22 protein-coding genes and 2 pseudogenes are annotated in these 25,668 nt (G+C 68.9%); 10 read left to right on the forward strand and 14 right to left on the reverse strand.

The genetic code is table 11. The features are described from left to right. Window positions 1–279 precede the first annotated feature (279 nt). Window positions 280–1,323 (forward strand): septation protein SepH, encoded by a 1,044-nt coding sequence (sepH, locus tag WJ438_RS11170; RefSeq protein WP_406725096.1) that lies wholly within the window; start codon window positions 280–282, stop codon window positions 1,321–1,323. A gap of 72 nt (window positions 1,324–1,395) precedes the next feature. Here the strand turns inward: sepH and WJ438_RS11175 are convergent. Then, window positions 1,396–2,246 (reverse strand): annotated as a pseudogene (locus WJ438_RS11175) (sulfurtransferase). 328 nt (window positions 2,247–2,574) lie between these two features. Here WJ438_RS11175 and WJ438_RS11180 point away from each other — a divergent pair. From WJ438_RS11180 to WJ438_RS11210, 7 genes and pseudogenes are all read left to right on the forward strand, one after another. Further along, the gene (locus WJ438_RS11180) at window positions 2,575–3,378 is read left to right on the forward strand and encodes a VOC family protein (RefSeq protein WP_406725097.1); all 804 of its coding nucleotides are present in this window, start codon (window positions 2,575–2,577) and stop codon (window positions 3,376–3,378) included. Window positions 3,379–3,797: 419 nt separating this feature from the next. Then, entirely contained in the window at window positions 3,798–4,121 is a 324-nt protein-coding gene (locus WJ438_RS11185; RefSeq protein ID WP_406725098.1) for a hypothetical protein, read from the forward strand. A gap of 899 nt (window positions 4,122–5,020) precedes the next feature. Next, window positions 5,021–5,530: pseudogene (locus tag WJ438_RS11190) on the forward strand (ATP-binding protein); the annotation flags it as partial. Window positions 5,531–5,957: 427 nt separating this feature from the next. After that, window positions 5,958–6,338, forward strand: a complete 381-nt coding sequence (locus tag WJ438_RS11195) for a roadblock/LC7 domain-containing protein (RefSeq protein WP_406725099.1) — start codon at window positions 5,958–5,960, stop codon at window positions 6,336–6,338. Continuing rightward, window positions 6,335–6,691 (forward strand): DUF742 domain-containing protein, encoded by a 357-nt coding sequence (locus WJ438_RS11200; protein ID WP_406725100.1) that lies wholly within the window; start codon window positions 6,335–6,337, stop codon window positions 6,689–6,691. The genes WJ438_RS11195 and WJ438_RS11200 overlap by 4 nt, the downstream gene beginning before the upstream one ends. Further along, window positions 6,669–7,268 (forward strand): GTP-binding protein, encoded by a 600-nt coding sequence (locus tag WJ438_RS11205; RefSeq protein WP_406725101.1) that lies wholly within the window; start codon window positions 6,669–6,671, stop codon window positions 7,266–7,268. Before WJ438_RS11200 ends, WJ438_RS11205 begins: the two co-directional genes overlap by 23 nt. Continuing rightward, complete coding sequence (locus WJ438_RS11210) at window positions 7,265–8,713, forward strand: cytochrome P450 (RefSeq protein ID WP_406725102.1); 1,449 nt, start codon at window positions 7,265–7,267, stop codon at window positions 8,711–8,713. The genes WJ438_RS11205 and WJ438_RS11210 overlap by 4 nt, the downstream gene beginning before the upstream one ends. 77 nt (window positions 8,714–8,790) lie before the next feature. On the opposite strand, the gene WJ438_RS11215 is transcribed toward WJ438_RS11210, so the two are convergent. The 9 genes from WJ438_RS11215 to WJ438_RS11255 all read right to left on the reverse strand — a co-directional run bounded on the left by WJ438_RS11215 (window position 8,791) and on the right by WJ438_RS11255 (window position 17,284). Further along, the gene (locus WJ438_RS11215) at window positions 8,791–9,012 is read right to left on the reverse strand and encodes a hypothetical protein (protein ID WP_406725103.1); all 222 of its coding nucleotides are present in this window, start codon (window positions 9,010–9,012) and stop codon (window positions 8,791–8,793) included. Beyond that, window positions 9,012–9,239 (reverse strand): hypothetical protein, encoded by a 228-nt coding sequence (locus WJ438_RS11220; RefSeq protein WP_406725104.1) that lies wholly within the window; start codon window positions 9,237–9,239, stop codon window positions 9,012–9,014. Before WJ438_RS11220 ends, WJ438_RS11215 begins: the two co-directional genes overlap by 1 nt. A 127-nt stretch (window positions 9,240–9,366) precedes the next feature. Next, window positions 9,367–10,710, reverse strand: a complete 1,344-nt coding sequence (locus tag WJ438_RS11225; RefSeq protein ID WP_406729653.1) for a hypothetical protein — start codon at window positions 10,708–10,710, stop codon at window positions 9,367–9,369. After that, window positions 10,616–12,814 carry a hypothetical protein gene (locus WJ438_RS11230; protein WP_406725105.1) on the reverse strand — a complete coding sequence of 733 codons (2,199 nt, stop codon included), beginning with the start codon at window positions 12,812–12,814 and terminating at the stop codon, window positions 10,616–10,618. Before WJ438_RS11230 ends, WJ438_RS11225 begins: the two co-directional genes overlap by 95 nt. A 67-nt stretch (window positions 12,815–12,881) precedes the next feature. Then, complete coding sequence (locus WJ438_RS11235; protein WP_406725106.1) at window positions 12,882–13,412, reverse strand: hypothetical protein; 531 nt, start codon at window positions 13,410–13,412, stop codon at window positions 12,882–12,884. Further along, on the reverse strand, window positions 13,409–15,844 hold the full coding sequence (locus WJ438_RS11240) for an AAA family ATPase (protein WP_406725107.1): 2,436 nt from the start codon (window positions 15,842–15,844) through the stop codon (window positions 13,409–13,411). Before WJ438_RS11240 ends, WJ438_RS11235 begins: the two co-directional genes overlap by 4 nt. A 213-nt stretch (window positions 15,845–16,057) precedes the next feature. Further along, window positions 16,058–16,438, reverse strand: coding sequence for a hypothetical protein (locus tag WJ438_RS11245; protein ID WP_406725108.1), 381 nt, complete (start codon window positions 16,436–16,438; stop codon window positions 16,058–16,060). Continuing rightward, window positions 16,435–16,692 carry a hypothetical protein gene (locus WJ438_RS11250; protein WP_406725109.1) on the reverse strand — a complete coding sequence of 86 codons (258 nt, stop codon included), beginning with the start codon at window positions 16,690–16,692 and terminating at the stop codon, window positions 16,435–16,437. The genes WJ438_RS11245 and WJ438_RS11250 overlap by 4 nt, the downstream gene beginning before the upstream one ends. A 79-nt stretch (window positions 16,693–16,771) precedes the next feature. Beyond that, the gene (locus WJ438_RS11255; protein ID WP_406725110.1) at window positions 16,772–17,284 is read right to left on the reverse strand and encodes an ATP-binding protein; all 513 of its coding nucleotides are present in this window, start codon (window positions 17,282–17,284) and stop codon (window positions 16,772–16,774) included. Window positions 17,285–17,432: 148 nt separating this feature from the next. Between WJ438_RS11255 and WJ438_RS11260 the strand changes: the two genes are divergently transcribed. Then, the gene (locus WJ438_RS11260; RefSeq protein WP_406725111.1) at window positions 17,433–18,368 is read left to right on the forward strand and encodes a helix-turn-helix domain-containing protein; all 936 of its coding nucleotides are present in this window, start codon (window positions 17,433–17,435) and stop codon (window positions 18,366–18,368) included. Beyond that, window positions 18,365–18,580: a DUF397 domain-containing protein gene (locus tag WJ438_RS11265; RefSeq protein WP_406725112.1), complete on the forward strand. Its 216-nt coding sequence runs from the start codon at window positions 18,365–18,367 to the stop codon at window positions 18,578–18,580. The genes WJ438_RS11260 and WJ438_RS11265 overlap by 4 nt, the downstream gene beginning before the upstream one ends. A gap of 85 nt (window positions 18,581–18,665) precedes the next feature. Here WJ438_RS11265 and WJ438_RS11270 read toward each other — a convergent pair whose 3' ends face one another. The 4 genes from WJ438_RS11270 to WJ438_RS11285 all read right to left on the reverse strand — a co-directional run bounded on the left by WJ438_RS11270 (window position 18,666) and on the right by WJ438_RS11285 (window position 25,661). Then, window positions 18,666–19,442 (reverse strand): hypothetical protein, encoded by a 777-nt coding sequence (locus WJ438_RS11270; RefSeq protein ID WP_406725113.1) that lies wholly within the window; start codon window positions 19,440–19,442, stop codon window positions 18,666–18,668. A gap of 186 nt (window positions 19,443–19,628) precedes the next feature. Then, window positions 19,629–22,904 carry a type I restriction endonuclease subunit R gene (locus WJ438_RS11275; RefSeq protein WP_406725114.1) on the reverse strand — a complete coding sequence of 1,092 codons (3,276 nt, stop codon included), beginning with the start codon at window positions 22,902–22,904 and terminating at the stop codon, window positions 19,629–19,631. After that, entirely contained in the window at window positions 22,901–24,046 is a 1,146-nt protein-coding gene (locus WJ438_RS11280; protein WP_406725115.1) for a restriction endonuclease subunit S, read from the reverse strand. Before WJ438_RS11280 ends, WJ438_RS11275 begins: the two co-directional genes overlap by 4 nt. Continuing rightward, complete coding sequence (locus WJ438_RS11285) at window positions 24,039–25,661, reverse strand: type I restriction-modification system subunit M (protein ID WP_406725116.1); 1,623 nt, start codon at window positions 25,659–25,661, stop codon at window positions 24,039–24,041. Before WJ438_RS11285 ends, WJ438_RS11280 begins: the two co-directional genes overlap by 8 nt. Between the last annotated feature and the right edge of the window lie 7 nt (window positions 25,662–25,668).

Genomic DNA, 25,668 nt, shown 5'->3' on the forward strand with positions numbered 1-25,668 from the left:
TGGCCCGAATGGAGTACTGTTGCGAGCCCTGGGTCCGGACGCCCACCAGGGTGCTCGGATCCCCAGGGACCGCCGGGAGGGGGCTAGTTGCACAGGGTGACGCGGTTGGTCACTCAGCGTTGCGAATAGGTAACCGTGTCATAACGGCGATCCAGGGCCCGCGCCCAACACGCCGGGCAACTCGGCAAGGTTGTGGCAGGCTGCACCCGGGCAGGCCACACTCGACTAGCGGAAGCAGCGACGCACGTGACGTCGGCAGGCACCACCCGGGAGGTCCCCATGCCCGAACTGCGTGTCGTGGCCGTCTCGAATGACGGCACACGGCTGGTGCTGAAGGCTGCGGACAGCACGGAGTACACGCTTCCGATCGACGAACGTCTGCGCGCCGCGGTGCGCGGCGACCGTCCCCGCCTCGGCCAGATCGAGATCGAGGTGGAGAGCCATCTCCGCCCCCGCGACATCCAGGCGCGTATACGTGCCGGTGCGACCGCGGAAGAGGTCGCCCAGATGGCCGGCATCCCCGTGGACCGTGTCCGCCGCTTCGAGGGCCCCGTGCTCGCCGAGCGCGCCTTCATGGCGGAACGCGCCCGCAAGACCCCGGTCCGCCGCCCCGGCGAGAACTCCGGCCCGCCGCTCGGCGAGGCCGTGCAGGAGCGGTTGCTGCTGCGCGGCGCCGAGAAGGACACCGTGCAGTGGGACTCCTGGCGCCGCGACGACGGCACCTGGGAGGTGCTGCTGGTCTACCGGGTCGCGGGCGAGCCGCACTCGGCGAGCTGGACGTACGACCCGCCCCGGCGGCTCGTCCAGGCCGTCGACGACGAGGCGCGCTCGCTGATCGGCGAGTCCGACGACCTCGCCGCGGCGCCCGAGCCCAGCTTCCCGTTCGTGCCGCGCATCGCCCGGCTGCCGCGCGAGCGGCAGAGCCTGCCGCCCGGTCATGGGCCCGAGTCCGACGAGGAGTCGGTGGTCCCGGCCGGCGGTGAGCGCGACTCGCTCACCAGCCTGCTGGAGGCGGTGCCGAGCTTCCGGGGCGACCTGGTGGTTCCCGAGCGGGCTCCCGAGCCCGTTCCCGAGGAGCTCGACAGTGAATCCGAGGCGGAGGAGCCGCCGGCTCCGCGGCCTCGGCCGGTTCCGCCTACGCGGACGTCCTCATGCCCCGTGCCGTCAGCAGTCACCGCGACCGTCTCGTCGGCTCCACCGACCGTCAGGCGGAGGCGGACGGCGTCCGTCCGGGCCGCCGCGCCGCGGTACCGAGTTGGGACGAGATCGTGTTCGGAACCCGGCGCAAGAAGCAGGAATGACCGGGCCCCGGCACTGAGGTGATCCGGTGCCGGTCAGCGCGGAAAGGGGGGTGCTCGCCCGGGCGAGCACCCCCTTTCCGCTTCCGCCGCGCACCTACTGGGGGTTCGGCCCCACCGCCACCGGCCGCTCCGGGTCCGACGACCATTCCGACCAGGATCCGACGTACAGCGCCGCCGGGATGCCCGCCACCGCCAGCGCCAGTACCTCGTGCGCCCCCGAGACACCGGAACCGCAGTACACGCCGACCCGCGTGTCCGCGGACGCGCCCAACGCCCGGAACCGCGTGCTCAGTTCCTCGGCGGGCAGGAATCGGCCGTCCGGGCCGACGTTCTCGGTGGTGGGCGCCGAGACCGCGCCCGGGATGTGCCCGCCGACCCGGTCGATCGGCTCCACCTCGCCCCGGTAGCGCTCCCCCGCCCGCGCGTCCAGCAGCAGCCCGGAGCGGGCCAGCGCCGCCGCGCCGTCGGCGTCGAGCAGCCCGGCCGCCGCCGGTACCGGCGCGAAGTCGCCCTCGTCCGGCTGTGGCACCGAGGTCTCGAGCGGGCCCTCCCAGGACGGCAACCCGCCGTCGAGGACCCGCACGTCCGGGTGACCCGTCCAGCGCAGCAGCCACCACGCGCGGGCGGCCCCCCAGCCCAATCCGCCGTCGTACACGACCACCGGCCTGCCCACCGACACGCCCGCACGGCGCATGGCGGCGCCGAACTCCTCGGGATCGGGCAGCGGATGGCGTCCCCGCCCGGCCGGCGGCTGGCCAACTCCCTGTCCAGGTCGACGAAAACGGCACCGGGAAGGTGTCCGCCCAGGTATGCGGCCCGGCCGTCGAACGGCGGCTCACCGGCCGCCGCGGGCGTGCTGAGCTGCCAGCGGACGTCGAGCAGCACCGGCGGGTCATCGCCCGCCAGTTCACCGGCGAGTTCGGATGCGGAGATGATGGCGTTCATGGTCCCCATCCTCGCGCACGGGGTGGCCGAGTCGTCCATGTCCGGCTAATCTGCTCGGCCTGACGGACCCGATCACGAGGCGTATGGGATCGGACACATGCTGTACTGCCGCTCGGCGTCATCCGGCAGGCTCGCCGCAAAGGGGGGAGGCCCGCACATCGGGCATCCTCCAAAGACGGGAACCGCCGTACGGGGGGCCCGGAGCGCGCGGCACCGTGGCTGATGCCCCTGGCGGCACGGCGATGATCCGCGGAACGGACGCGACACGACCCTCGCCCGGGTCGAGAAGAGCACGGCCACCGCAAGGGCGGCCGAGAAGAGAGTGACGATGACCGACGCACGGGGGGCCACCCGCCGAGACGGTGAAGCGCCCGTTCAGCACGCGCCCGGCACACCCTGCTGGGTGAGCCTCATGGTGCATGGACCGGACACGGCCCGGATGTTCTACGAAGCGCTGTTCGGCTGGGAGTTCCAGCCCGGACCGCAGCAACTCGGCCCGTACGTAAGCGCCTTGCTCGACGGTCGCGAGGTGGCCGGCATCGGTCTGCTGCCGCCGGACCGTCACCTGCCCCTCGCCTGGACGCCCTACTTCGCCTCCGCGGACGTGGACCGCACGGCCGAGGCTGTGCGGTCGTGCGGCGGCACGATCGGGGTCGGCCCGCTGGACGCCCCCGACGCCGGGCGGCTGGCGATCGGCTCCGACCCCTCGGGGGCCGTCTTCGGCATCCGGCAGGCGTCCGCGCACCTCGGCACGGCCGTCACCGGGGTACCCGGCGCGCCCGCCTGGAACGAGCTGACGACCTTCGAGTCGGAACGCATGGCCAAGTTCTACGCGTCGGTGTTCGGCTACACCGAGGAGCCGGAGCTTTCCTCCGGCATCGACTACGTGACCCTGAACCTGGAGGGCCGCCCCGTGGCCGCCGTCCACGGCGTGGGCAACGGCCTGCCCCGGGACCGGGGCCCGCACTGGACGACGTACTTCACCGTGGCCGACCTCGACGACGCGGTGGACCACGTCCTACGCCTGGGCGGCCAGATCCTCACACAGGCCCAGGACAGCGCCCACGGCAGGGTCGCGACGGTGACGGACCCGGAGGGGGCGCGGTTCGCGCTGCTGCAACACCCGCGGTGAAGCCCGGGCTTCCCCGAAGCCCGAACGCCGACTCCGTTGTCACACGACTGCGGCGAAACCCTGGACCTTCTACTTCCTGACCGTATCCGGCACGTCAGCGCAGAGCTCTGCGCGCCCTGCAGGGCCTGCGAGCCGAGCTGGCCCGCCTGAACCTTGTCCGTAAGCCGGTGACTTCGGCGTTCCGGCACACATTGTGGAAGGCCGAGCTCGAGGTCCGGGCGCAGACGCACCGCGCCGCCGATCCGACGAAGGCCGTGCTTCCGTGGGCCGACCGCCCCGTCGCGCTGTTCGACCACAGCATGGGCCGTCGCTGGGCTACGAGGTCGCGCTGCGGCTGGCGGACGCGGGGACCGTGCCCACCGGTCTGTTCGTGTCGGGCAGGCTCGCTCCGTCCCGTTTCCGCGCGGAGACGGTGCGCGTTGTTCACCGGACGATCGCACTATGGCAGCATCGTGACGTCGCATCAGGCACAACGCCTGGCCATCGGGCTCAGGGCGCTGTTCGTCGACCTCAGCCAGGGCGCCCTTCTCGGACTCGCCCACGGTGCCGACGAGCAGTACTTCGCCGACGCGGCCCGCGCGTCTGCATCCGACGTGACCCTCGTCGATCACGACGCAGACGCTTCTGAACCGGACTCTTGCGGTATCACGGGGGAAGTGCCCATACGGGGTGAACGGCGTGCCGTACTTCGCGGTGATGCCGTGGGAGAGCAGAACGACGATGTAGCGGAAGGCGTTCGGTAATTCCTGTACGTGCGGGGCCACTTGGGCCTGTGCCCATCTGCGGCGTCACGTCCTCGTCGCCGGCACGCTGCGGCTCGACGAGGGTGAGGGACAGGCCGTTGACTTGCAGGACGACGTCGAAGCGGCGGATCCTCTCGCCGTCGATCACCGTGATCCGGGTCAAAACAGCCATCCAACAGGCAACGACGGGCGGGCCGAAAGGAAAAACCAGGGCCCGGGGGCGGTTTTTTTGCAAGGCGTTTTCATAGAGCGAGGCTGCTTGTATGCTGCACCCAAGATCCACTCCTTGAGGACGGACATGGCACACACCTTCCCTGAGCTCCCAGCCGGTCATCCATGACAGCCGATGTGACGGGGAAAGTCGTTCGCTGGTTTCGCTCCACGAGCAGAAACGTTCCGCCCTGGGCGCTGCGGACTCCGACCGGCTGCATTGCCCACGGCTCGCGGGAAACTGTCGGACCGGAGCTCGCACATTTCACGAGGAATTCATGATCCGACACATTCCGGAGGCGGCCTTCTGGGTGCTTTCCGCCGGACTCATCGGCGTGCTGGTACTGCTGGTACGTCAACGGAACGTCACGGCCAACGCCCGGAGACGAGCCTCCGCGCTGGAGGACGCCGTGCGGGTCCGCGATGCGGAGATCCGCCACTTCGCCACCGTACGGCTGCCCGCACTGACGGGCCCGCAGCGCCCCGAGCCGACCGCGCCCCCGGAGCCCTTGGACGAGAAGCTCGCCGCGACGCAGTTCGGCCGGGACCTGGAAGGGATCCTCGAACGGTTCACCAGCGTCCGGGAGAAGGCCAGGGAACACGCCGACCGATCCGCCCGCAGCGCCCTGAAGGGCGCGATGCGCGCCGTCCAGGGACTGGCCAACGAGCAGCAACTGGCCATCACGGAGATGCAGAACCGGCACGACGACCCCGAAGTGCTCCAGGACCTCCTGCACATCGACCACACCAACTCCCAGTTCGGCAGACGTGCCCAGGCCATCGCCGTTCTGTGCGGGGCGTGGCCCGGCCGACAGCGCGACGCCTCCACACTCAGCGACGTCGTGCGCGGTGCCACCTCCCGGATCCGCGACTACCGCCGTATCGTCGTCCACGGCCATGTCGGCATCGCCGTGGTCAGCCAGGCCGTCGAGCCGGTCGTTCTCACCATTGCCGAGCTGCTGGACAACGCGGCGCGCCACTCCGAGCCCAACACCTCCGTGGAGGTGCGGGTCCAGCCGGCGCACAACGGCACCTCCGTGGTGATCGACGACGCCGGTGTCGGCATGCACAGTGAGGAGATCGAGCGAGCCTCGGCCGTCCTGTCCGGCAGGCACCCGGTCGACGTCACCCGGCTCGGCGAACCGCCGCAGTTCGGCCTGCCCGTCGCCGGGGTGCTCGCCGCACGGTACGGCTTCCGCGTCTCGGTCGACACACAGTCCCCCTACGGCGGGGTCCGCGCCGTGGTGTTCCTGCCCGACGCGCTCCTCACCCGCATCGTCGACGACCTCCCCCCAGCACCGTCCAGGCCCGCCGGACCGGCGGCGATGCCGCACCCGGACGTGACCGCACGGACCGGGGCTCCGCATGCGCCCGCGCCGGGCACAGGCTTCCGAGCCCCCTCCGCCACGGCCAACGGGCTTCCCAAACGCCGCCGGCGCCAGCCGCAGGCCGGTCCGGCCGAGCCCGTCTCGGCTGCCGCCCCCGACCGCGGTCCCGCACCGGAAAGCCGTCCCCCGAGGAGACGGCCTCCACCATGGGCGCCTGGCAGCGCGGAGCCCGCTCCGCGCGCTCGGACAACGCCTCGGACGAAGAAGGGAAGTAGGAGTGAACGGGAATCTGAACTGGATGCTCGAGGACGCCCTGGAGGTACCGGGAGCGCTCCACGCGATCCTCCTGTCGGCCGACGGGTTGCTGCGCGCCCACTCCCAGAACATCGACCGCGACGAGGCCGAGCGGCAGGCCGCAGGCCTGTCCGGTCTGCAGTCCATCAGCCGTAGCACTGCCGAGTTCTGCGGCTCCTCGGACACCCCCTGGCGCCAGACGCTCGTCGAGTTCGACGCCGGTTACGTCTTCGTCGTGGCGGCGGGGGCCAGCACCTACCTGGCCGTCTCGGCGGACAGCACCGTGGACATGGAGGCGGTGACCTACCGGATGCACAAACTGGTGGACCGTCTGGGCAAGGAGATGACCAGTCCGCCGCGGAGCGACCCGGACTACTCCACATGAGTCCGCCCAAACGGGAGCGAGGCCTGGTGCGGCCCTACGTGGTGACGGAGGGCCGCGCCAGGCCCACCCGCAACACCCTCGACCCGGTCACCCTCGTGGTCGCCGCGGGCGACCTGCCGACCGGCGGCCTCACCCCCGAGAAGCAGCGCCTCATGGAGCTGTGTCTCGGGGGCCCGCTGTCGGTCGTCGAGATCGCCGGATACCTGGGCCTGGCGGTCAGTGTCACGAAGGTCCTGATCGCCGACCTCGTCGACACCGGGCACGTCACCACCCGCGTCCCCGTACCCCCGGCCCAGCGCCACGACGCACAGATCCTGGAAGAACTCCTCAATGGACTCCGTTCCCTCCTCTGACGTCCGCTATCTGAGAGATACCGTCACCAAAGCCGTGAAGATCGTGGTCACGGGCCACTTCGGCGTCGGCAAGACCACCATGGTCGGCACTCTTTCGGAGATCCGGCCGCTGCGCACCGAAGAGACCATGTCCCAGGCCGGCGCCCACATCGACGACCTGACGGGCACCCGGGGCAAGACCACCACCACCGTCGCCATGGACTTCGGCCGGCTGACCGTCAGTGACAGCCTCGTGCTCTACCTGTTCGGCGCCCCCGGTCAGGAGCGGTTCCTGCCGCTGTGGAAGGACATGACCCACGGGGCCCTGGGGGCGTTGGTCCTTGCCGACACCCGCCGCCTCGATGCGTCCTTCCCCGTCATGGACCTCCTCGAGGAACGCGGACTGCCCTACGCCGTCGCTGTCAACCACTTCGACGACTCGCCGCACTTCGCCGGTGAGGAGATCCGCGAGTCGCTCGACCTCCTCCCCGAGACCCCTCTCGTTCTCTGCGACGCCCGGGACCGCGCATCCGCCTCCGCGGCGCTGCTCGCCCTCGTCCAGTATCTGCAGACCCGTACTGCCCAGGAGCTTGCGTGACCTCCCACCCGGATTCCACAGCCGTACCGCCCCCCGGCTGCCCGGCGCACGGCGGCGGGGGCCTCCCCTTGTACGGGCCGGACTTCACGGCCGACCCCGCGCACGTCTACGAGCGGCTACGCCGACAGGGCCCCGTGGCCCCTGCCGAGATCGTCCCCGGTGTCGACGTCATGCTCGTCACCGGCTACCGCGCCGCCCTCCAGGTCCTGCGTGCCACGGACAAGTACGGGAAGGACTCGCGTCGCTGGCGGGCTCTGAACGAGGGGCGCGTCCCGGCCGACAGTCTCGCACTCCAGGCGATGGCACCGCGTCCGAACTGCCAGCGCACCGAAGGTGCCGAACACGCCCGCCTGCGCGCTGCCGTGTCCGACGCCCTCCGGCGTGTCGACGTCCTCGCCCTGCACGAGCACGTCGAAAGCACCGCCGGTCTGCTCATCGACGGCTTCGCGACGAAGGGCGGGGCCGATCTCCTGAACGACTACGCCAAACCCCTGTCGGCGTATCTCCTCACCGCCCTGTTCGGCTGCCCGCCCGAGTACAGCGACCGGGTGGTCGCCGCCACGACCGACCTCTTCGACGGAGTGGAACCCGAGAAGGCGGACAACGAACTGATTCGCTGCATAGCCGACATGATCGCTCTCAAGCGCGCACAGCCCGGCGAGGACGTGATCTCCTGGCTCGTCCAGCACCCGGTGCAGCTCAACGACGAGGAGCTGATTCACCAGCTCATCGTCATCATGGGCTCCGGATACGAGCAGGAACAGAACCTGATCGCCAACACGCTGCGGCTGCTGCTCTCCGACGAGCGGTTCGCCGGCAGTGTCGGCGACGGCAGGCTCCTGATCGAGGACGCCCTGGGCGAGGTGCTGTGGACCGACCCGCCGATGGCCAACTACGCGGTGCACTACCCGTATGTGGACACCACCTTGGAGGGAATCCCGCTGCGGGCGGGGGAGCCCGTGGTGATCAGCTTCGCCGCCGCCAACAACGATCCCGCCCTGGCCGACAGCCGGCGTGCCGGCAACCGGGCACACCTGGCCTGGGGAGCGGGACCGCACCGCTGCCCCGCCCGGGAGCCCGCCCACATGATCGCCTCCGTGGCCATCGAGTGCGTCCTCGACCGGCTCCCGGACCTCTCCCTCGCCATCCCCGCAGATCAGCTGACCTGGCGGCCCGGCCCCTTCAGCCGGGGCCTCGTCGCCCTGCCGGTGACCTTCCCACCCGTGGCCCGGGCCACTCCCGCGTCCGCCGCCATGCCCGTCCCGGCCGCCCCGGCCCCCCGCGACGGGGGGATCGGTGGCGCCCGACAAGCCACCGATCCTGCCCCGGCTCCCGCGTCCTCGGCACACGAGGGCGCGGACTCCACGGGGAGGGAGCCCGGTTTCCGGGGCCGGACCCGGCGCTGGGCGTCGAATCCCCTGGCCAGGTGGTGGCACGGCCGGTGACCGGCGACGGTCCGTCGGGATCCTCCCGACGGACCCGGGCGCAAGGCGTTCCGCGGCGGGGTGCCGGACCGGAAGCATCAGGGCCGCGTTCCCCACGACAGGCCGTTCTGCTCGGGCCGTCGCATCGGCCCACCCCGGTCAGTTCGGCGCCCAGGCGCAGCCACCGGGTGATCCCGCTCTCCCGCGAGAAACGGCACGTCCTGCGTGGCCACGATCAGCGCCTCCTCGTAGGACCGCCGTGCCGAGGCGAGCTGTGCGACGCCGGCCATGTCCAGGCTGTTGGTCGGCTTGTCCGGCATCAGCACCTGCGGCAGCGGGTCCGCCGGTAGCAGCGTCGCCTGGAACCTCTCCCCGCCCGGAAGGGTTTTGGCGAGCCGGCCTGCCCGGCTTCCCGGAAGTGCGCCGGCCGGGCCCGGATCCGGTGGTTGGTGGCGGTCGGGGCGAACCGGGTGACGTTGCGGGCGATGCTCAGCCCGTCGTCCAGCCGGCCGAGCGACTGGGGCAGACCCCGGATCGGCGGTCGCACAGCATCGTTGACAGGTGCAGGTCAAATCGACGCGTACGGCCCGGATGCAAGGGCGACCCGTGCGAGCCGGTGAGGGGCGAATCCGCCGGTCTCTCCAAACCCGGAGCCCCGGCAGCTCGGTTGCCCCTCAGCCCGCTCCCAGGGCCGTCTTGGCTTCGTTGCCCTCCCAGCCGCCGGGGGTGCGCCAGATGACGTCGATCGTGAAAACGTCACGGATGGAGTCGGCGGACCACGGTTCGGCCGGCGGCTCGGAGAGGACGAGGTAAAGGCGGTCTGCCTTGGTCGGTAGGGCGTGTTCAGCCTCCAGGAGCCGCGCTGCGCCTGCGCGGAGGTCGGCGTGGGACGTCTGGCCGGCGCCAAGGACCTCGTAGAGGGCGAGGCCCGTTTCGGTTCCGCAACTGACGTCGGTGACTGTGAGGTTCTCGGGCTGCAGGTCCGCGCGCAGGAGGGCGGCCATCAGTTCGAAGCGCACGGCTTCGTGCGTCTTGCAGGCCCGGTCCCCGGCGACAGCCGCTTCCAGGTGCTGCAGCAGGTCCGCGGTCGGCTCGGCTGTGTACGGGGTGGCGGCCATGGTGCCGGACTCCTTCGACGCGTTCTGCTGAGGCTGTTCGTACTGCTCGTGGGATTCAGGAGTGTCGGTGACACTTTGCGGCTGGGGCAAAGGGCTCGTGTCCTCGGTCCGGTGCTTTCCCTCGACTGGGGCGGTGAGTCGCCGGGTCAAGGCCTCCCGCGCTGTGGAAAGGGCATCGGACCAGCCACTCTGCGCCAGTTCGGTCCGGAAGACGTCAGGGTCGAAGGTGCCGGACTTCAAGGCGTGGTTGGTACTCACAGCGAGGTTCTGAAGCCGACTCAGGCTTGACTTGTCGGGGGAACCCAGGACCCGCCATACGTCCAGCCAGTCATGCTGGTCCAGTTTGAGGCAGCGCGTGGCCATGCCCTTGAGTTCCGAGATCCGGGAGCGGGCGTTGTCCGGGACGTCTCCGCCCGTCAGGTCCTCAATGATGCCGAGGGCATCCAGGTACCGCTCCAGCATGGTGGGAGAGATGGGCAGGCGGCCGAACTCGTCCGCTGTGACGAACGTGGCGTTCGAGGAGTGGCGCAGCACCCACACGTCGAGCTCGGTTCCGACAGCGGGCGGTACGGCACCGCTCCGTACGGCCACGTAGAGCGGGCGGTCCGTGGTGGCCTCGGTGGGTTCGGCCCGGTACATGCCGCCGCTGACGGAGATCACCCGTACTCGGAGGTCGGTGCCGATCCGAGGCATGGCGCCCCCTTCCGTGTCCTGGCGGGGCTCGGTCTCGGGAGACCGGCTGTCATCAGCGCCTGTCAGCGCCGGTGGAAGAGGGGTGGAGTGCATGATCGTCAGACTCTGGGTGCTACGGGTCAGGGAGATGTAGAGCAGGCGCAGGCCGGCCGGTTCCTGGTCGACGATGGCGGACGGCTCGACGACGAGGACGTGGTCGAACTCCATGCCCTTGGCCTGCGACGCGGGGAGCACGGAGACTGCCTGGTGCTCCTCGGTGGTGATGCCGCCGGTCTCGGCCAACCGGTGGTCGATCTTGTCGGCCCACGCGAAGTCGTCGGGGACGATGACCGCGACGGACCGCAGGCTTTGGCCGTCGGTGGTGCCGATCAGGCGGCGGACCTGGGTGAGCGCCTCGTCCAGGAGCGTGTCCGGGTCGGTTTCGACCAGGCGGACTGCGCCGTCCCCTGCTTCGCGCACAGCTTGGGGGTAAGGGAGCGTAGGCGCGATCACGTGAGCCAGCGGCGCGGCGAATTTCATGATCTCGGCCTGGCACGCGGTAGCTCGTGTTCAGCTCGGCCAGCCGGCAGTCTCCGTGGTCGGAGAGGAGCGTGCCAAGGCGGTCCCAGTCGGTGTAGGTGTGAGGTCCGGTGGCCTGGGCGAGGTCACCGAGAACGGTCATGGAACCGCTGGCCGCGAGGCGGCGGCGCAGCGAGCGGGCCTGCATGGGCGTCAGGTCCTGGGCTTCGTCGATGATGATGTGCCCGTAGTGACGCGGAGTCTCACCAGTGATGAGATACCGGAGCTCCTCGAGGCAGACCCGGTCGTCCAGCGTCCACGGTTCCTCGTCCGCCTTGGGCGCGCGGGGGCGGTGGAGGACGTGCTGGTCAATGTCGTCGAAGATGCCCTCGGCACAGGCTTGTAGCAGATGAGGCGAGTCGTAGAGGGTGCGCAGGGCTTCCGCCGGGCTCGGGGAGGGCCAGACGCGTTCGACGAGGCGCTCCACGCTCCGGTTGCGCTCCAGGTCGCGGCGAATGGCGCGGTCGCGGCTGCGGCGCGGAGCGACGGCGACGAGTTCCCGCAGCAGCAGGTCGACGACCAGGCCGCGGAACCGGTCGCGGCGCTCGCGGTAGGAGCCGCCGCCCTGCCGTACCTCCTCCAGGACGGCGAGGATCTCCGAGCGGGCCACTCGCAGGGTCGTGCCGGCGGCGGTGACGACGAACGCGGGCTCGTCCCCCTCGTAGGAGGGCTGTGTGGTGAGGTCGTCGAGAGCCTGAGGGCGGTACTCGCTCTCGACGCGACACCGCAGGACGGCGGCCATGCGCTCGTCGGACTTCACCAGCCGCGTGCGGACGCTGTCGACACCCCGGACCTCACCGTCCCACAGGCGGGACAGCTGTACGGCGTTGACGTCCCGGGTGCCGAGGGTGGGCAGGACTTGGCCGACGTAGTGGAGGAATCTCTGGTGCGGGCCGATGACCAGGATGTCCCGCGCCCTGAAGTGGTCGTTGTTCACCAGCCATGTCACCCGGTGCAGACCGACCGCGGACTTTCCGGTTCCCGGACCGCCCTGGATGACCAGGATCTCGGAGGGCGCCCCGGTGACGAGCGCCATCTGGTCACGCCGAATCGTCTCGACGATGTCCCGCATGCGGCCGCTGCGCGAGCGCCGCAGGTCACGCAGGAGGAAGTCGTCGGGCTGCTGGGGCTTTCGCCGCTGGACGCGGGCGAGGTCGCCGGGGGTGGGAACCGGGCGGCCGACCGTGTCCTGTCCGGCCTTCTCGTCCTGGGCGAACGGTCGTTGAGCGACCGCGTCGTCCTCTTCCACCGGCTCCGGTGCGGTGCGCGGCACGGTCTTCTGGCTCTCCGGGGAGGGCTCGGCCGTGGCGGGGGTGGTCGGGGCTATGTCGTCGACGTAGTCCTGGACAACACGCTGCGAGCAAACCAGACGCCGCCGCAACACCACCTCCCCTGGCGCCTCCGGCGACGCGTCGAACCACTTCTGCGCGAGCCGGTTGGTCCACTCCACGACCACCTGGTTGCGCTCGTCGTCCCAGACGCCTCGCCGCCCGACGTACCAGGTCTCGATCCCCTCGGCCGGGTCGCTGGCATCGACGCGGCCGACGACCAGGCTCTCGCCGCCCAGGCCGCCGTAGGCCTCGGCCTGTTCCTCGGCCTTCAGCCGGTTGGCGATGCCGTCCTTTCCGCTGGCCGATGCCTTGGCCACGGAATCTCCGCCCATCTGGGCCAGCCGGGCTTCATAGCAGTCGTAGGCGAAGTCCACCTTCTTCTGCTCGACGGCGATGACTTCCTCGTATGCGGGCGCGCCCATGATTCCCCTCCCTCACGGTCCCTGGACCGCGTCGGACGCATCGCGCCCGATCCCCTTCACAGAACTATCACGTCGCGTCGGGCGTCGGCAGATCCGGTCCGGCCGCTGCCGGTCCCGTGATAAGCGCGCCCTCGCGAGACATCGGTGGCTTTTCGAGCAGCGGGTGCTCCGTGCCCCTCTGCCGCGGGAACTCCAGGACCTCTCGGGGCGCGGCGAGTTCCGCGACAAGCGCATCGACGGCTGTCTGCCAGGCGCGCACCTGGGCGTGACTCGGGCCGATCTCGTCGTGGTGGTACTTGCAGCCCGCGCTGAGCCGGCTCCAGAGGGCGTTGGCGCGGCGGGCCGGGCCGGGGCCGGCGTAGTGGCGCAGGCAGAGCAGCTTCGCGCGGGTGCTGATTCCGCCGAGCCCGGCTTCCTCGGTGGTGAGGGCCGCGTCGACGGCCGTCTCCAGGGCGATCCGGAGGGCGTAGGCCGCGCCGCGGTCGCGGCCCGCCGGGGTCAGCGGGCCGCCGTCGCCCGCGACTTCGGTGAGGAGGTCGTCGGCGGTCGTGAGGAGGGCGGCGATGGTGTCGGCGCTCGTGCGGGTAGTGGGCATCATGCGTTCACCTCCGGCTTGCGGATCCTGCCAGCGAGGTCCTCGATCTTCCTGACGAAGGCAATCCGGTCGTGCGGAAGGAATCCGCCGGGGTGGGCGCCCTGCTGGCACTGGCGGATCAGGGTCGTGCTCTCGCCGCCGTACAGGGCGCGGAGACGGTCCTTGACTTCCTCGTCGGGGTGGACGAGGCCGTCGTCGAAGAGAGCGAAGGACGCGAGCGGGATGAGTCGTTCGGTCCCGTCGATGGCGGCCTGCAGGCTGTCGGCGGGCTGCCCGGTGCGGTTCCGGCGGAGCCAGGCCGCTTCGACGATCGCCGTTGTCAGGGCCTCACGGCACAGTGACGGCAGGACGTGGCGCAGTGCCGCCTCAGGGCAGTTCTCGGTGTGGGCGAGGGCCATGGCGTTGTCGATGGCCTCCTTGACCGGGTCGGTCTCGGAGGTGACGTTCACCTTGGACTTCTCGCCGCGCTCGACCTTCAGCACGGTCACCGGCAGGCCCTGGCTGCGGAAGGCGTGCGGGAGCCGGGTGTCGTGGGTGAAGACGACGACCTGCCGGTCGCGGCCGAGTTCGTCGAGCACCTGGGCCAGGCCGTCGACCTTCGCCGGGTCCATGGACTGCACCGGGTCGTCGATGACGACGAAGCCGAAGGGGCTGTCGGCCGTGGCGGCACGGGGCAGGAACAGGGAGAGGGCGAGCGAGTGCAGTTCGCCCTGGCTCATGACGCTCAGGGCGGGAGCCTCGGTGTCGTCGACGGTGACATCCATGATCAGCTTGCGTACGTTCGCCCTCTCGCCGCCGTGCAGGCCGACGTGCTTCAGGTCGACGCTGCTCTGCTGGCGGAGCTTCTCCCAGATCCGCTGGGTGTGGTCGGCGAAGGCGTTGACGCGGAGGTCGCGGATCTCGGTCGTGAGCTTCTTGATCCAGGTGAGGGCGGCGTTGACCTCCGTCCTGCGGGGCTTGGCGGCGGCGGCCTCCCGGGAGAGTCGCGTCCATTCGGCCAGCAGGTCGACGACCGCACGCCAGCGTTCGTCCTTGGCCGCCAGTTCCTCACGCGCCTTCCGGGACACGACCTCGCACGCGTCCGTCAGCGTCACCGCCGCCTTGAACGCGCGCTCGGCGAGCTCGGCGGGATCGGTGATCCGTCGGCAGTCGCCCCAGATCCGCCACGGGTCGGCGAGTGCGGCCGGGAACTCCTGCGGCACGTGGACCAGGTCCTGCAGGGTGCGCGTCGCGGCCCGCAGGTCGGCTTCGGCCCGGCGCACCTCCTCGGCCTCCTGCAGGAGGGCGGCGACCTGCGCCTCGGCGCGCACGGCCCACTCCCGGTCCAGGGCCTGTTCCGTGCCGCAGACCGGGCAGGCCGGGTCGTCGGCGTGGTGGTCGCTGTGCCGGAGGGCCGCCTGGAGCAGCTCGGCCCTGCTGTGGGCATCGGCGGCCGCGGTCCCCTTCAGGTCGTCGACGTCGGCGACGGCGTGCCGCAGTCCGTCGACGGCGTCGCCGACCCGGTCGAGGTCGGGGCCCTCGGCGGTGGCCTCCAGCCGCGCCTCCCGCAGCCGGCCCTCGTCGGCCGTGGGCACGCCTGCGATCAGGGCGTCGAGCACGGCGTGGTCGGGTCCGCCCTTCTCCTCCATCGCCAGGAGGGCCTTGAGCGCCCGGTCGTCGTGTCCGACGTTCTCCAGGGCCGCGTGGAGGAGCGGCTTCTTCTCCTTCTCGGCGTTCACGACGGCGTCGAGTTCCTTCTTCGCGGCCGTCAGCCGTCGCGTGGCGGCATTGAGGGGGTCGAGTCCGAGAATCGCGGCGATGTTGTCGTACATCTCGGACGGCTTGCCGTTGATCAGGTTGCCCAGGTCGACGTACGACAGGAACGGGCGGTAGGTGCGGGTCGCCTGCTCCCAGCCGGCCTGCTCCAGCGGCACGGTCCCGTGGCCCGGCCGCCTGAGCACGGCCTGCGAGTCGGTGAAGGCGTCGCCGGTCCAGGTGCGGGTGACGGTGCTCGGGGAAGGATCGCCCTCGACGGCCAACTTGGCCTCGACGACGGTCCGTTCGCCCTGGTGCAGGTTGCGCCAGCGGACGGCGTGGTTCGGGTGCTGGCCGGAGCAGTGGGCGTTGGTTCCGGTGAACAGGGTCTCGACGGCCTCGGCGATGCTCGACTTGCCGGAGCCGTTGCGTCCGACGACGAGGGTGACTCCGGGCTTGGGCCGCAGCTTGAGCAGTGCCTTCGAACCTACGCCGCGGAAGCCGGTGACCGTGATGTTCCCCAGGTAGACGGGGTCGGTGGAGGCCGTGTGGGACCCTCCGGCGTTTTCGGAGTCGCCGAGCGCCTCACTGATGAGGGTCTTCACCGCGCTGGTGAGTTTCGGGGCGTCGGCCAGCCGCGCCTCGACGAGTTCGGGTAGCGGCAGCGCGTTGCCGGGGGTCTGGTCCGTCGCGTCGTCCATGTGCTGTCTCCCGTGATTCCCGTACTGACGTGGAAGGGGCGAGCAGCGACAGGCTCCGGGGCGGCGGGGCCGCTGGGGGCCTGTCGACGGAGGAACCGTAGGAGTCAGCGATGCTTCTTCATCACCGAAGGGCCGATAACCCCTGTTATCGGCCCTTCGTAAGGGGTGCAGCGCGAGCACAAGCGGGAAGGCGGCGTTGACGCCACCCTCAGCTCAAGAGTTCAAGTCGATGACACGTACGGACCGCCCCTTCCACGCGTCAGGAGCTGTAGTGGCGACCACGGCACCGTTCGGCCGTTCCGCGGTCGGCTCGGCGGCATAACGCGTGTGGGCGGGAGCCCAGGACGTTTCGCGGGCCACAGCAAGTGCGGCGGGCAGATCCAGGTCGAGCAACGTGACGCCTGGGAGCGCGGCGAGGTGTTCCGCCGTACCGGGCCGCACCCGGTCCGCCTCGACCAGAGCGCATGCGGGGGCGTAGAGGAACCAGTCCGCCTCGGAATTCGCGCGATGGATCAAGCGTGAGGCGAGCACATTTCCCTGCCCCGCCGCCACCATCGCCGTCTCGTCCAGGACGATGTGCAGAGCCTCGGTCACCTTGCTCCCGCCTCGCCGAGGCGCCGGTCCAACTCGGCGTCCAAAGCAGCCTGTTCGCTCACACTCGGGTCGTAGCCGTTCCACTCCCGCAGGGCGGCGCGCGCTTGCTCGGCGCGGGCCATGCGTTCCTCGGGCGTCAGCAGGGTCTCAGCGAGGTGGGACAGGTAACCCCGTAGGGACATACCTTCCGAGGAAGCTATCCGGGCGAGCCGGTCGCGGGCTTCGGCGGGGATGCGGACGTTGGCATCGGACATACGGGCCTCCTCGTTCAACCTCCAAGGATACGGGTACGGGTACGTACCCGCCCAGCCGGCGCCGAGCGATCGGAGGATTTCACCGTTGAGGCCGTACCGGGAACGCGCACTCCGCCCAGACGGTTTTGCCCGGACCATCCGGACGCGGGTGCCAGTCCCAGCGGGTCGCGAGCTGCGATACGAGGAGCAGCCCGCGGCCGGCCTCCTCGGTGCAGTCGGCGCCCTCCGGGACGGTGGGGCGGTGGGGATGACGTTCGGCGCGGGTGTCGGTGACTTCGACGCGCACGGTGCGGCCGTCGGGTGCGGCGTGGAGGCGGAGGTGGAAGTCCCGGCCGGGAACGTGACCGTGCCGTACGGCGTTGGCGGTGAGCTCGGCGACGATCAGCACGATCGCGTCGTGGGCGTCGGTGCCGTACGGGATGCCCCACGCGTCCAGACGGACGGCGGCGAGACGGCGAGCGAGACGGGCTCCGCCGGGCGTAGAGGTGAAGCGCATCCCGAAGGTGTGGTCCCGTGGCGGGGCCGTCTCCAAGGGGGCGCAGAGGGTGGCGGGTTGAGTGGTGTCGATGGGGTTGATGGGTTTCGTCGTCATGCCCCTCACGGTCCCGTCGGTCGCGTAGCGTGACCAGTGGTGACACAGCGACAGGGGGCGGCTGTACGCGCGCTGTCCGCACGAGTACGAGCTGCGCGCCGTGACGGCGTCCCTTGCGGGGCGTTGAGCGAAAGAGGCGGTGGTGGACATGGCGGAGCGCAAGGGCGCGGTGGCAGGAGCCGGGGCGGTTCCCGGGGAACGCGGGGAGGGCAGCGCGGGAGCGGTCGTGAGTCTCGGGGACGGCTGGGACAACGACGACGGAGCCGGGCGGCGGCCGGAGGACGAGGCGGGGCGAGGGGTCGTCGTCGCGTTCGGGCAGACCATGAAGACGCTGCGGGTGCGGGAGGGGCTGGAGCGGGAGGAGTTCGGGAGGCGGCTCGGGTACTCGTCCTCCACGATCGCGTCATTCGAGCAGGGGCGGAGGATTCCGTCGCCCAGGGCGATCGAGCAGGCGGACGAGGTGTTGGGCGCCGGTGGGTTGCTGTGCCTGTGGAAGGAGCAGGTGGAGCGGGCGCAGTATCCGGTGTTCTTTCAGGGGATGGCGGGGTTGGAGAAGGAGGCCATTGAGCTGGTCTCGTACAGCATGCCTGTGCTCAACGGCCTGCTTCAGACCGAGGAGTACATGAGGGCGCTGCTTGCCATGAGGCGCCCCCCTCTGGACGAGGAAACCATCGAGCAGCGTGTGGCGGCACGATTGGTCCGGCAGGACATCTTCGATCGTCGGCCAGCGCCGTTCCTGAGCTTCGTGCTCGACGAGTCGCTCTTGCGACGTCCGTACGGAGGTAAGACGGTGCAGCGCGGGCAGTTGGAGCACCTCTTGCTGGTCGGCCAGAAGCGCAATGTCGAAATCCAAGTCATGCCGCTCGACCGTGAGGACAACGCGGGCGTGAACGGGCCGTTCACCGTCGTCACGCGCAAGGACGGCAAAAAGTTCGTGTACGCCGAGGCACGGGGTATCGGCTCTCTGCAGACCGACCCGGAGCAAGGGGTACTGGCGGCCGCACTCTATGGGATTATCCGATCACAGGCTCTCAGTCCGCGAGAGTCAACGGAGTTCATCGAAAGGTTGCTGGGATCGCTATGAACAACGCTGAGTCCTCAACCGCCGCATCCGGCCTCGCCTGGTTCAAGAGCAGCTACAGCGGAACCGAGGGTGGCGAATGCGTAGAGGTTGCGGCTGTCACGGCAGTGGTGCACGTCCGGGACTCGAAGGCTGAGGCCGGTCCCATGCTCACAGTCTCGCGTGAGGCCTGGGCGGAATTCGTCGGGCTGGCCTCGTCGGAGCGGTGCATCTGACGCTCGTACGGCCGTGAGGGCCCTGCCAGTTCCTTTCGGACGGCAGGGCCCTCGTTGTACCTGTTGCACTGATCCCAAGTAGGTCCTACTGGGTGCCGAGCCAGCTTTCAAACAACATGAGGTGTTCGCCCACGGTGCCCAGCGAGGAAGGACTGTTGGTGTACTGCTCCGAGAGCGCCGCCTCATAGACCTCGTACGCCGGTACCGCCTCCTTGCCGGCGATGTCTACGGCCGCGAGCGTCTCGAGCGCTTCCTCGATATTCCCGTTCTCGGCGCTGGTCACGAGCTCAGGACAGAGTTCATCGATGATGTACTCGCACAGCTCCATGAGATGCCGCCCTGCGCGGGTCGCCCGGTCACGGATGGCATCCGTTCGCGCTTCATGGAGGGCATCTTCAAGATCGGCCTCGTCACCTTCGTCGCACCAGATTTGCCGTGCAGACGCCTCTCGTTCCTCAAGTTCCCTCTCAGAGTCACGCAGCAGCTCTTCCAGGGGGAGGGTAGGGTGCGCCACCTCTTCGGCGGGCAACTCCGGCAACGACTCAATCGCTGCCAGATCCGGGAGCACTGCGCCGTCTCGGAGCGCTTGGAGCAAGAGAACCTGGCGAAGTATGGGTAGCAGGCTGTCGCCGTCAGTAGCTCCGCGAATCTCGTACGTTGCGCGTTGCACAGCTGAGTAGTCGCAGTCCGCGATGTATCCGTCCAGCTCGAACCTGAGCTCAGAGACGGAGAAAGAAATTCGCCGGATCTCGTCGAGCAGTTCCTCGCAGACATCCGAGAGGCGGCCGGCGATCTGGTGTGCCTCCTCCGCCTCACCCACTTGCCGCTCCAGCCTGGCAACAAGGTCGGTGAGCTCACTCACAGCATCCCCTAGGATCAAGCGGTCCGTTGGACCACTTCGGTGGTGTAAAACGATGACCATCGATCACACGGCTCACTTGGCCGGATTCGTCGGGCTGACCTCCCCAAAGCAAGGCGTCCGCCCCCTTGGTACACCCACGAGAGTCCTGCCGTCACTCCCGGACTGCAGGACTCCCGCATGCACCGATCAGTCGTTCGGCGTGCCGTTCTCGGACCACTCGTTGGCGAAGTACTCCATCTGGCGGAGGACCAGGTCGATGGCCTCCTTCTGCTGGTCCGGCGGGTAGTTGTTGCGGGCCAGGAGGCGCTTGATGGTGCTGCGCAGGCGGGCGCGGACGGGCGGACGGGAGATCCAGTCGGGCTTGAGCTGGCGGCGGACCTCGGTGACCAGTTCGCGGGCGATACCCGCCAGGACCTCGTCGCCCATCAGGGAGCGGGCCGTGCCGTGGTCGGCAACGGCGTCGTAGAAGGCGAGTTCGCGCCAGTTCAGGGGCGGGTCGAACTTTTCGCCGCGCCGGGCGTCGGCTGCGACCTCCTTGGCCATTTCGACCAGCTTGGCAATGAGTTCGGCGCTGGTGTACTGCTGGCGCATGTAGCGCACCATCAAGTCCTGGAGGCGCTCGGAGAACGTGGTCTGCCGGACGATGTTGTGCCGGGTGACCTCGCGCATCTTCCGCTCGACGAGCCGCCGCAGTGCCTCGGCCGCCAGGTGCGGGGTGTCGCTCTGCTGGAGTTGGGCGACGAGTGCGTCGGTGAGGTGGGTGAGGTCGGCGGTCTCCAGCCCGGCCTCGGCGAACAGATCCGTCACTCCGCCGGTCTCCACCACCGACGAGGTCAGTTGGGAGAGGTACAGCTCCACATCGCGGGCGACGGGGAGCCCGCGTGCCTCGCGATTCATGGCATCCAACTTCGCCACGTAGGCACGGACCTCGACGAAGAACTGGATGTGCCGCTTCCAGGCCGGCCGGTCGGCGAACCGGTCCCCGACATGCTTCGAACTGCCCGCCAGAGCCCAGAAACGCTCGAGGCGATAGGCGTGCTCGCGGAAACGGCGGCTCAACGTCTGACGCGGATCGTTAAGTTGCTCTGGGTTGTTGCCGGGCGTGCGGGGATCGAGCAAGTACTCGGCGCTCCGCAGGGCCGCGTCGACGAATGCCTTGGGACCGGGCCGGTCGAGCAACGGCTCCCAGGCGAAGCCGCGCAGGATGCCGGTGAGGATGTCGTACTCATTGCGCAGCTCGTCCAGTGCGCGTTCGACGTCCTGGCCGAGGGTGCGGTCGCGCTGGTCGGCCTCGGTGTACTCGGCGATGGCCCGCTGGAGATTTTCCGTCAGCGGGGCGTAGCCGACGAGGAGGCCGTCCTCCTTCCCGCGGAAGCGGCGGTTGACGCGGGCCAGGGCCTGCATCAGGTTGGCGCCCTTGAGCGGCCTGTCCAGGTACATGGTGTGGATCGGCGGGGCGTCGAAGCCGGTCAGCAGCATGTTGTTGACGATGAGCAGTTCCAGCTCGTCGTCGGGGTCCTTGGCCCGATTGATCACGGCTTTGCGGCGGCTGTCCGTCAGCGCGTGGGCGAGCAGCTCGTCCGAGTCCTTGCGGGAGTTTGAGGAGAAGACGATCTTCATCGTGCCCTTCTCGAACTCGTCGCTGTGCCACTCGGGACGCAGCTCGCGCAGTGCGTCATAGACGCGGACGCAGATCTCACGGGTCGCGCACACCACCATCGCCTTGCCGGGCGCCCCGCCCGACTCGGAGGCACCGACGAACGGCTTCATCCGCTCCCGGCGCGCCTCCCAGTGCTCCACCAGGTCGGCCGCGAGGTCCCGTATGCGGGCCGGGGTGCCGTAGATCCGGTTCATCGTCACCACCGCCTGCTCGACGCGGCGGCGCTCGGTGTCGTCGAGTCCCTCGGTGATCCGGTCGGCCTCTGCGTCGATGGTGGTCGGGTCGACGTCGCGGTCCAGGACGAGCTGGATCACGCGGCTCTCGTGGTAGACCTTCACGGTCGCGCCGTCGTCGGCGGCCCGCTTGAGGTCGTAGACGTCGATGTAGTCGCCGAACACCTCGCGGGTGTTGCGATCGGCCTCCGAGATCGGCGTACCGGTGAAGGCGAGCAGCGTGGCGTGCGGAAGTGCGTCGCGCAGGTGGCGGGCGAAGCCGTTGAGGTCGTCGTAGTGGCTGCGGTGCGCCTCGTCGACGATGACGACGATGTTCCGGCGGTCGGAGAGCATCGGGTGGTCGGTGCCCGACTCCCGCTCCTCCTTGGTCCTGCCGAACTTCTGGAGCGTGGTGAAGAGGATCCCTCCCGTCCTCTTCGCCGCGAGCTCCTCTCGGAGTTCGGCGCGGGTGATGACCTGCTTGGGCGTCTCCGGGAGGATCTCGCTCTCCTGGAACGTCGAGTAGAGCTGGTCGTCGAGGTCCGTGCGGTCGGTGACGACCACGACGGTGGGGTTCAGCAGGGCCGGGTCCCGCATCACCAGGGTGGTGGTGAGGACCATCTCCTCCGACTTGCCGGAGCCCTGGGTGTGCCAGACGACGCCGGCCTTGCCGTTGCTGGCCGAGGCCTTGCGGACCTCTTCGGCGGCGCGGGTGACCGCGTGGTACTGGTGCGGCTTCGCGATCCGCTTCATCCGCTTCGACGGGACGAAGTTGATGAAGGACTGGATCAGTTCAAGGAAACGGGACTGGGTGAACAGGCCGTGCAGCGCGAGGTTCTGCCCCGACTCCGAGAAGCCGTCGGCGGTCAGCGGGTCGACGCGGGCGCCGAGCTCGTCCGTGTTCCACGGGGCGAAGTGCTCGTAGGGTGTGAACGGGGTGCCGTACTTCGCGGTGATGCCGTCGGAGAGCAGGACGACCGCGTTGTATCGGAAGGCCGTCGGGAACTCCTGCACATATCGCGCCATCTGGGCGTGGGCTGTCTGGAGCGTCGCGTCCTCGTCGCCGGCGCGTTTCAGCTCAATGGCGGCAAGGGGCAGGCCGTTGACGTACAGGATGACGTCAAAGCGACGGTTCTTGTCACCGTCGATCACCGTGACCTGGTTCAGGGCGCGGTAGGTGTTCGCGTCCGGGTCCGCCAGGTCGAGGAGGCGGATGGTGGGGTTGTGCTCGGCACCGTGGGAGTCGGTGTAGGTGACGGACCGTATGCCGGTGGTGAGGTGGCGGTGGGCGGCCCGGTTCTCTTCGTAGGTGTCCTGGGAGCCGGGGGTGGCGGCGGTCGCCACAGCCTCTCGGACGGCGTCCGGGGGTAGTTCCGGATTCAGGCGCTCAATCGCCTCCTGGAGGTCCGGGTAGAGGATCAGGTCGTCCCAGGACTTCCGGTGGTCGGAACCGGGTGCGAACGCGTTACCGGAGGCCGGCTGCCAGGCCGACTCGGCCAGCTCGTCAAGGGCGAGCAGCTCCCAGTCGGCTTCGGTGGGGCGGCGGTGGGATGCGTCGCCGGGCTCGTTTCCGTCGTGGTGCGTCGTCATACGGCGTCCTCAACAATCTTCTCAGCGTCCTTAACGCGGAGGCGGCCAGACACGAGTTGGGGTAGGAGGGTGTCGCGGAGTGTGGCGAGGATCTGCGACTCGTGCACTGCCTGGTCAATTCGTTCTTCGAGAGAGTCGAGCTTGGGACGAAGCTCGCGCTGCCGTTCCTTGCTGGGGAGCGAGATTTCCAGCCTCCCTAGCTGCGTGCGGCGAAGCTCCGTCTGGCCGGTGCTGCCCTCGCCCATCGCCTCGATCTCTGGCTGCGCGCGAAGCATGGCGAAGCCTGCACATACGGGATCTACTTGCGCCTCATCAAACCGCACGATGGTGATGTGCGAGTCGACGGTCGCATCCTCGTCAGAAGTCCAACGCGCAACTCGGCCGAGCGTTCCGACACCGGTCGAATTGACAAGGACATCGTTCCGCGACAGGAGCTTCGCGTCCTTTACCTTGCCACGAAGCGTGAGACGTGAGTAGGTAAGATTTACACGCCCATCCCGAATGCACTTCTGATTTAGGACGACCAGGTCGTCCGGCGACGTAGAGTACTTCGGTGCAATGCCTCGCACGAGAACGCTAGAAATGGAGTCGACAGCCACTTCAATGCCCACACCATCCATGACAGCCTGGACAAAGAGAGCAAGACCAAGTTCATGCGAGGTAGCCGCAATACGCTTATTGACAGCGATCTTTTCATCCAGTGCCCCAAGTACACCGACCACCGCGTCCTGCTGAGCCCTGTCGGGGAGCTTCACCTTTACCGCATTGAGGGATGCCTGCGTCAACTTCGGCTGCGTCGACCCCGAAAGATGCCCGGAAATGTCCGTACAGGAGAACGCATAGCAGAGAAATCGAGTGTTGGCCAGATGGTTCCCCTGAACGACGTGAGCATGGTTGTTCACCCAGAATTTCCCCTCCGCCATGAACGCTACAGGCGTCTTCCGCGTGCGAAGGTTCTCACCGTCTTCGGCGATCAGCAGAAAATCGCCGTCGAAGAGGAAGTTCGCCACGTGATCAACGACGCCAGACGCCCCGTAGTAGGGGTACGGACCGGGAACGCGTTCTGCGGACTTCACAGGGACACGCACGGAGTCGAAGTTCTTCGTAACCTCTCCGAGGGTGTACGTGCGCCAGTCAGACATCGACCCTCCCCAACTGCTCACGGACGGCCTTCTCCAATTCCGCCGACTTGTCGAAAAATTCGTACAGCTCCTTGGACAGATTACGGATCCGCTCGGCGATCACCTCCGCGCCCTCTTCCTCCGCCTCAACAGCCCCCACATACCGCCCAGGCGTCAAGGAGTAACCATGCTCTCGCACCTTCTCTAGGTCGGCCGAGTAGCAGAAGCCTGGCACGTCTTTGTAGGCCATCCCGGCCTCGCGAGCAGACGCCGTGCCGCGCCATGCGTGGTAGGTGTCGGCGATTTCTCTGAGGTCAGCATCCGGCAAAATACGCTCCGTCCGGTCAACCATCTGGCCCATTGCACCGGCGTCGATGAAGAGAATCTCGCCTCGTCGATCTTCCAACCTTCGTGCACCTTGGGGAGACTTGTCCTTGGACAGGAACCAAAGGCACGCCGGGATAGTGGTGGTCCGAAAGAGTTGCGAGGGCAGCGCGACCATGCAGGCCACCAGGTCGGCCTCAATCAGAGCCTGGCGGATATCACCTTCCCCTCCCGTCTGGGACGCCATAGACCCGTTGGCCAACACGATGCCGGCCGTACCCTTCTCCCCCAGCTTGGAGATCATGTGCTGGAGCCAGGCGTAGTTGGCGTTGTTTTTCGGCGGAACCCCGTACTTCCAGCGCGGGTCGCTCTCGTCCCGCGCCCAGTCCTTGATGTTGAAGGGCGGGTTGGCCATCACGAAGTCGGCCTTGAGATCCGGGTGCTTGTCGTCGGCGAAGGTGTCGCCCCAGCGAGCGGCGAGGTTGCCATCGATGCCGTGGATGGCGAGGTTCATCTTGGCCAGTCGCCAGGTGCGCTCATTGAGCTCCTGGCCGTAGACGGAAATGTCGGTTTTGTGACCGCGCCCGCGGTGCGCCTCGATGAACTTGGCGGCCTGCACAAACATGCCGCCCGAGCCGCACGCCGGGTCGTAGACCCGCCCCTTGTACGGCTCCAGGATCTCCACGATCAGCCGGACGACGGAGCTCGGCGTGTAGAACTCGCCGCCCCGCTTGCCCTCCGCCCGCGCGAAGTTGCCGAGGAAGTACTCGTACACCTCCCCCAGCAGATCCTGCGCCGGCTTGTCCCCGCTGCCGCCGAAGCGGGCGTCGCTGATGAGGTCGACAAGTTCCCCGAGGCGCTTCTGGTCGACCCGGTCCTGGTTGAAGATCTTCGGGAGGACGCCGGTGAGGGACGCGTTCTCCCGCATGATGGCGTCCATCGCCTCGTCCAGAAGCTTGCCGACGCCCTGCGCCTTGGCCTGGGCGGCGATCCAAGACCAGCGGGCGGTCTCGGGGACCCAGAAGACGTTGGCGCGGGTGTACTCGTCGCGGTCCTCGAGGAAGTCCTCCATCCGGTCCTCGGTGATGCCGTCGTCGGCGAGTTCCTCGGCCAGCTCGCATCGGCGCTCGTAGAAAGCGTCCGAGACGTACTTCAGGAAAATCAGGCCGAGCACGAACTCCTTGTACTGGGCGGCGTCGATGGAGCCGCGCAGCTTGTCCGCCGCCTTCCAGAGGATGTCCTGGATCTCCTTGGCGGTGGAGGCGCTGAACAGCTCCGCCTGGTCGGCGGGCTTCTTCTGATGTGGAGGCATCGGGTGG

The sequence above is a fragment of the Streptomyces sp. GD-15H genome (assembly GCF_045291515.1).
GTDB lineage: Bacteria > Actinomycetota > Actinomycetes > Streptomycetales > Streptomycetaceae > Streptomyces.

Coding starts and splice junctions, on each gene's coding strand:
- sepH (WP_406725096.1), top strand. CDS start 280: ATGCCCGAACTGCGTGTCGTGGCCGTCTCGAATGACGGCACACGGCTG.
- WJ438_RS11180 (WP_406725097.1), top strand. CDS start 2,575: ATGACCGACGCACGGGGGGCCACCCGCCGAGACGGTGAAGCGCCCGTT.
- WJ438_RS11195 (WP_406725099.1), top strand. CDS start 5,958: ATGCTCGAGGACGCCCTGGAGGTACCGGGAGCGCTCCACGCGATCCTC.
- WJ438_RS11200 (WP_406725100.1), top strand. CDS start 6,335: ATGAGTCCGCCCAAACGGGAGCGAGGCCTGGTGCGGCCCTACGTGGTG.
- WJ438_RS11205 (WP_406725101.1), top strand. CDS start 6,669: ATGGACTCCGTTCCCTCCTCTGACGTCCGCTATCTGAGAGATACCGTC.
- WJ438_RS11215 (WP_406725103.1), bottom strand. CDS start 9,012: ATGCCGGACAAGCCGACCAACAGCCTGGACATGGCCGGCGTCGCACAG.
- WJ438_RS11225 (WP_406729653.1), bottom strand. CDS start 10,710: ATGGAGTTCGACCACGTCCTCGTCGTCGAGCCGTCCGCCATCGTCGAC.
- WJ438_RS11230 (WP_406725105.1), bottom strand. CDS start 12,814: ATGGGCGCGCCCGCATACGAGGAAGTCATCGCCGTCGAGCAGAAGAAG.
- WJ438_RS11235 (WP_406725106.1), bottom strand. CDS start 13,412: ATGATGCCCACTACCCGCACGAGCGCCGACACCATCGCCGCCCTCCTC.
- WJ438_RS11240 (WP_406725107.1), bottom strand. CDS start 15,844: ATGGACGACGCGACGGACCAGACCCCCGGCAACGCGCTGCCGCTACCC.
- WJ438_RS11250 (WP_406725109.1), bottom strand. CDS start 16,692: ATGTCCGATGCCAACGTCCGCATCCCCGCCGAAGCCCGCGACCGGCTC.
- WJ438_RS11255 (WP_406725110.1), bottom strand. CDS start 17,284: ATGACGACGAAACCCATCAACCCCATCGACACCACTCAACCCGCCACC.
- WJ438_RS11260 (WP_406725111.1), top strand. CDS start 17,433: ATGGCGGAGCGCAAGGGCGCGGTGGCAGGAGCCGGGGCGGTTCCCGGG.
- WJ438_RS11265 (WP_406725112.1), top strand. CDS start 18,365: ATGAACAACGCTGAGTCCTCAACCGCCGCATCCGGCCTCGCCTGGTTC.
- WJ438_RS11275 (WP_406725114.1), bottom strand. CDS start 22,904: ATGACGACGCACCACGACGGAAACGAGCCCGGCGACGCATCCCACCGC.
- WJ438_RS11280 (WP_406725115.1), bottom strand. CDS start 24,046: ATGTCTGACTGGCGCACGTACACCCTCGGAGAGGTTACGAAGAACTTC.
- WJ438_RS11285 (WP_406725116.1), bottom strand. CDS start 25,661: ATGCCTCCACATCAGAAGAAGCCCGCCGACCAGGCGGAGCTGTTCAGC.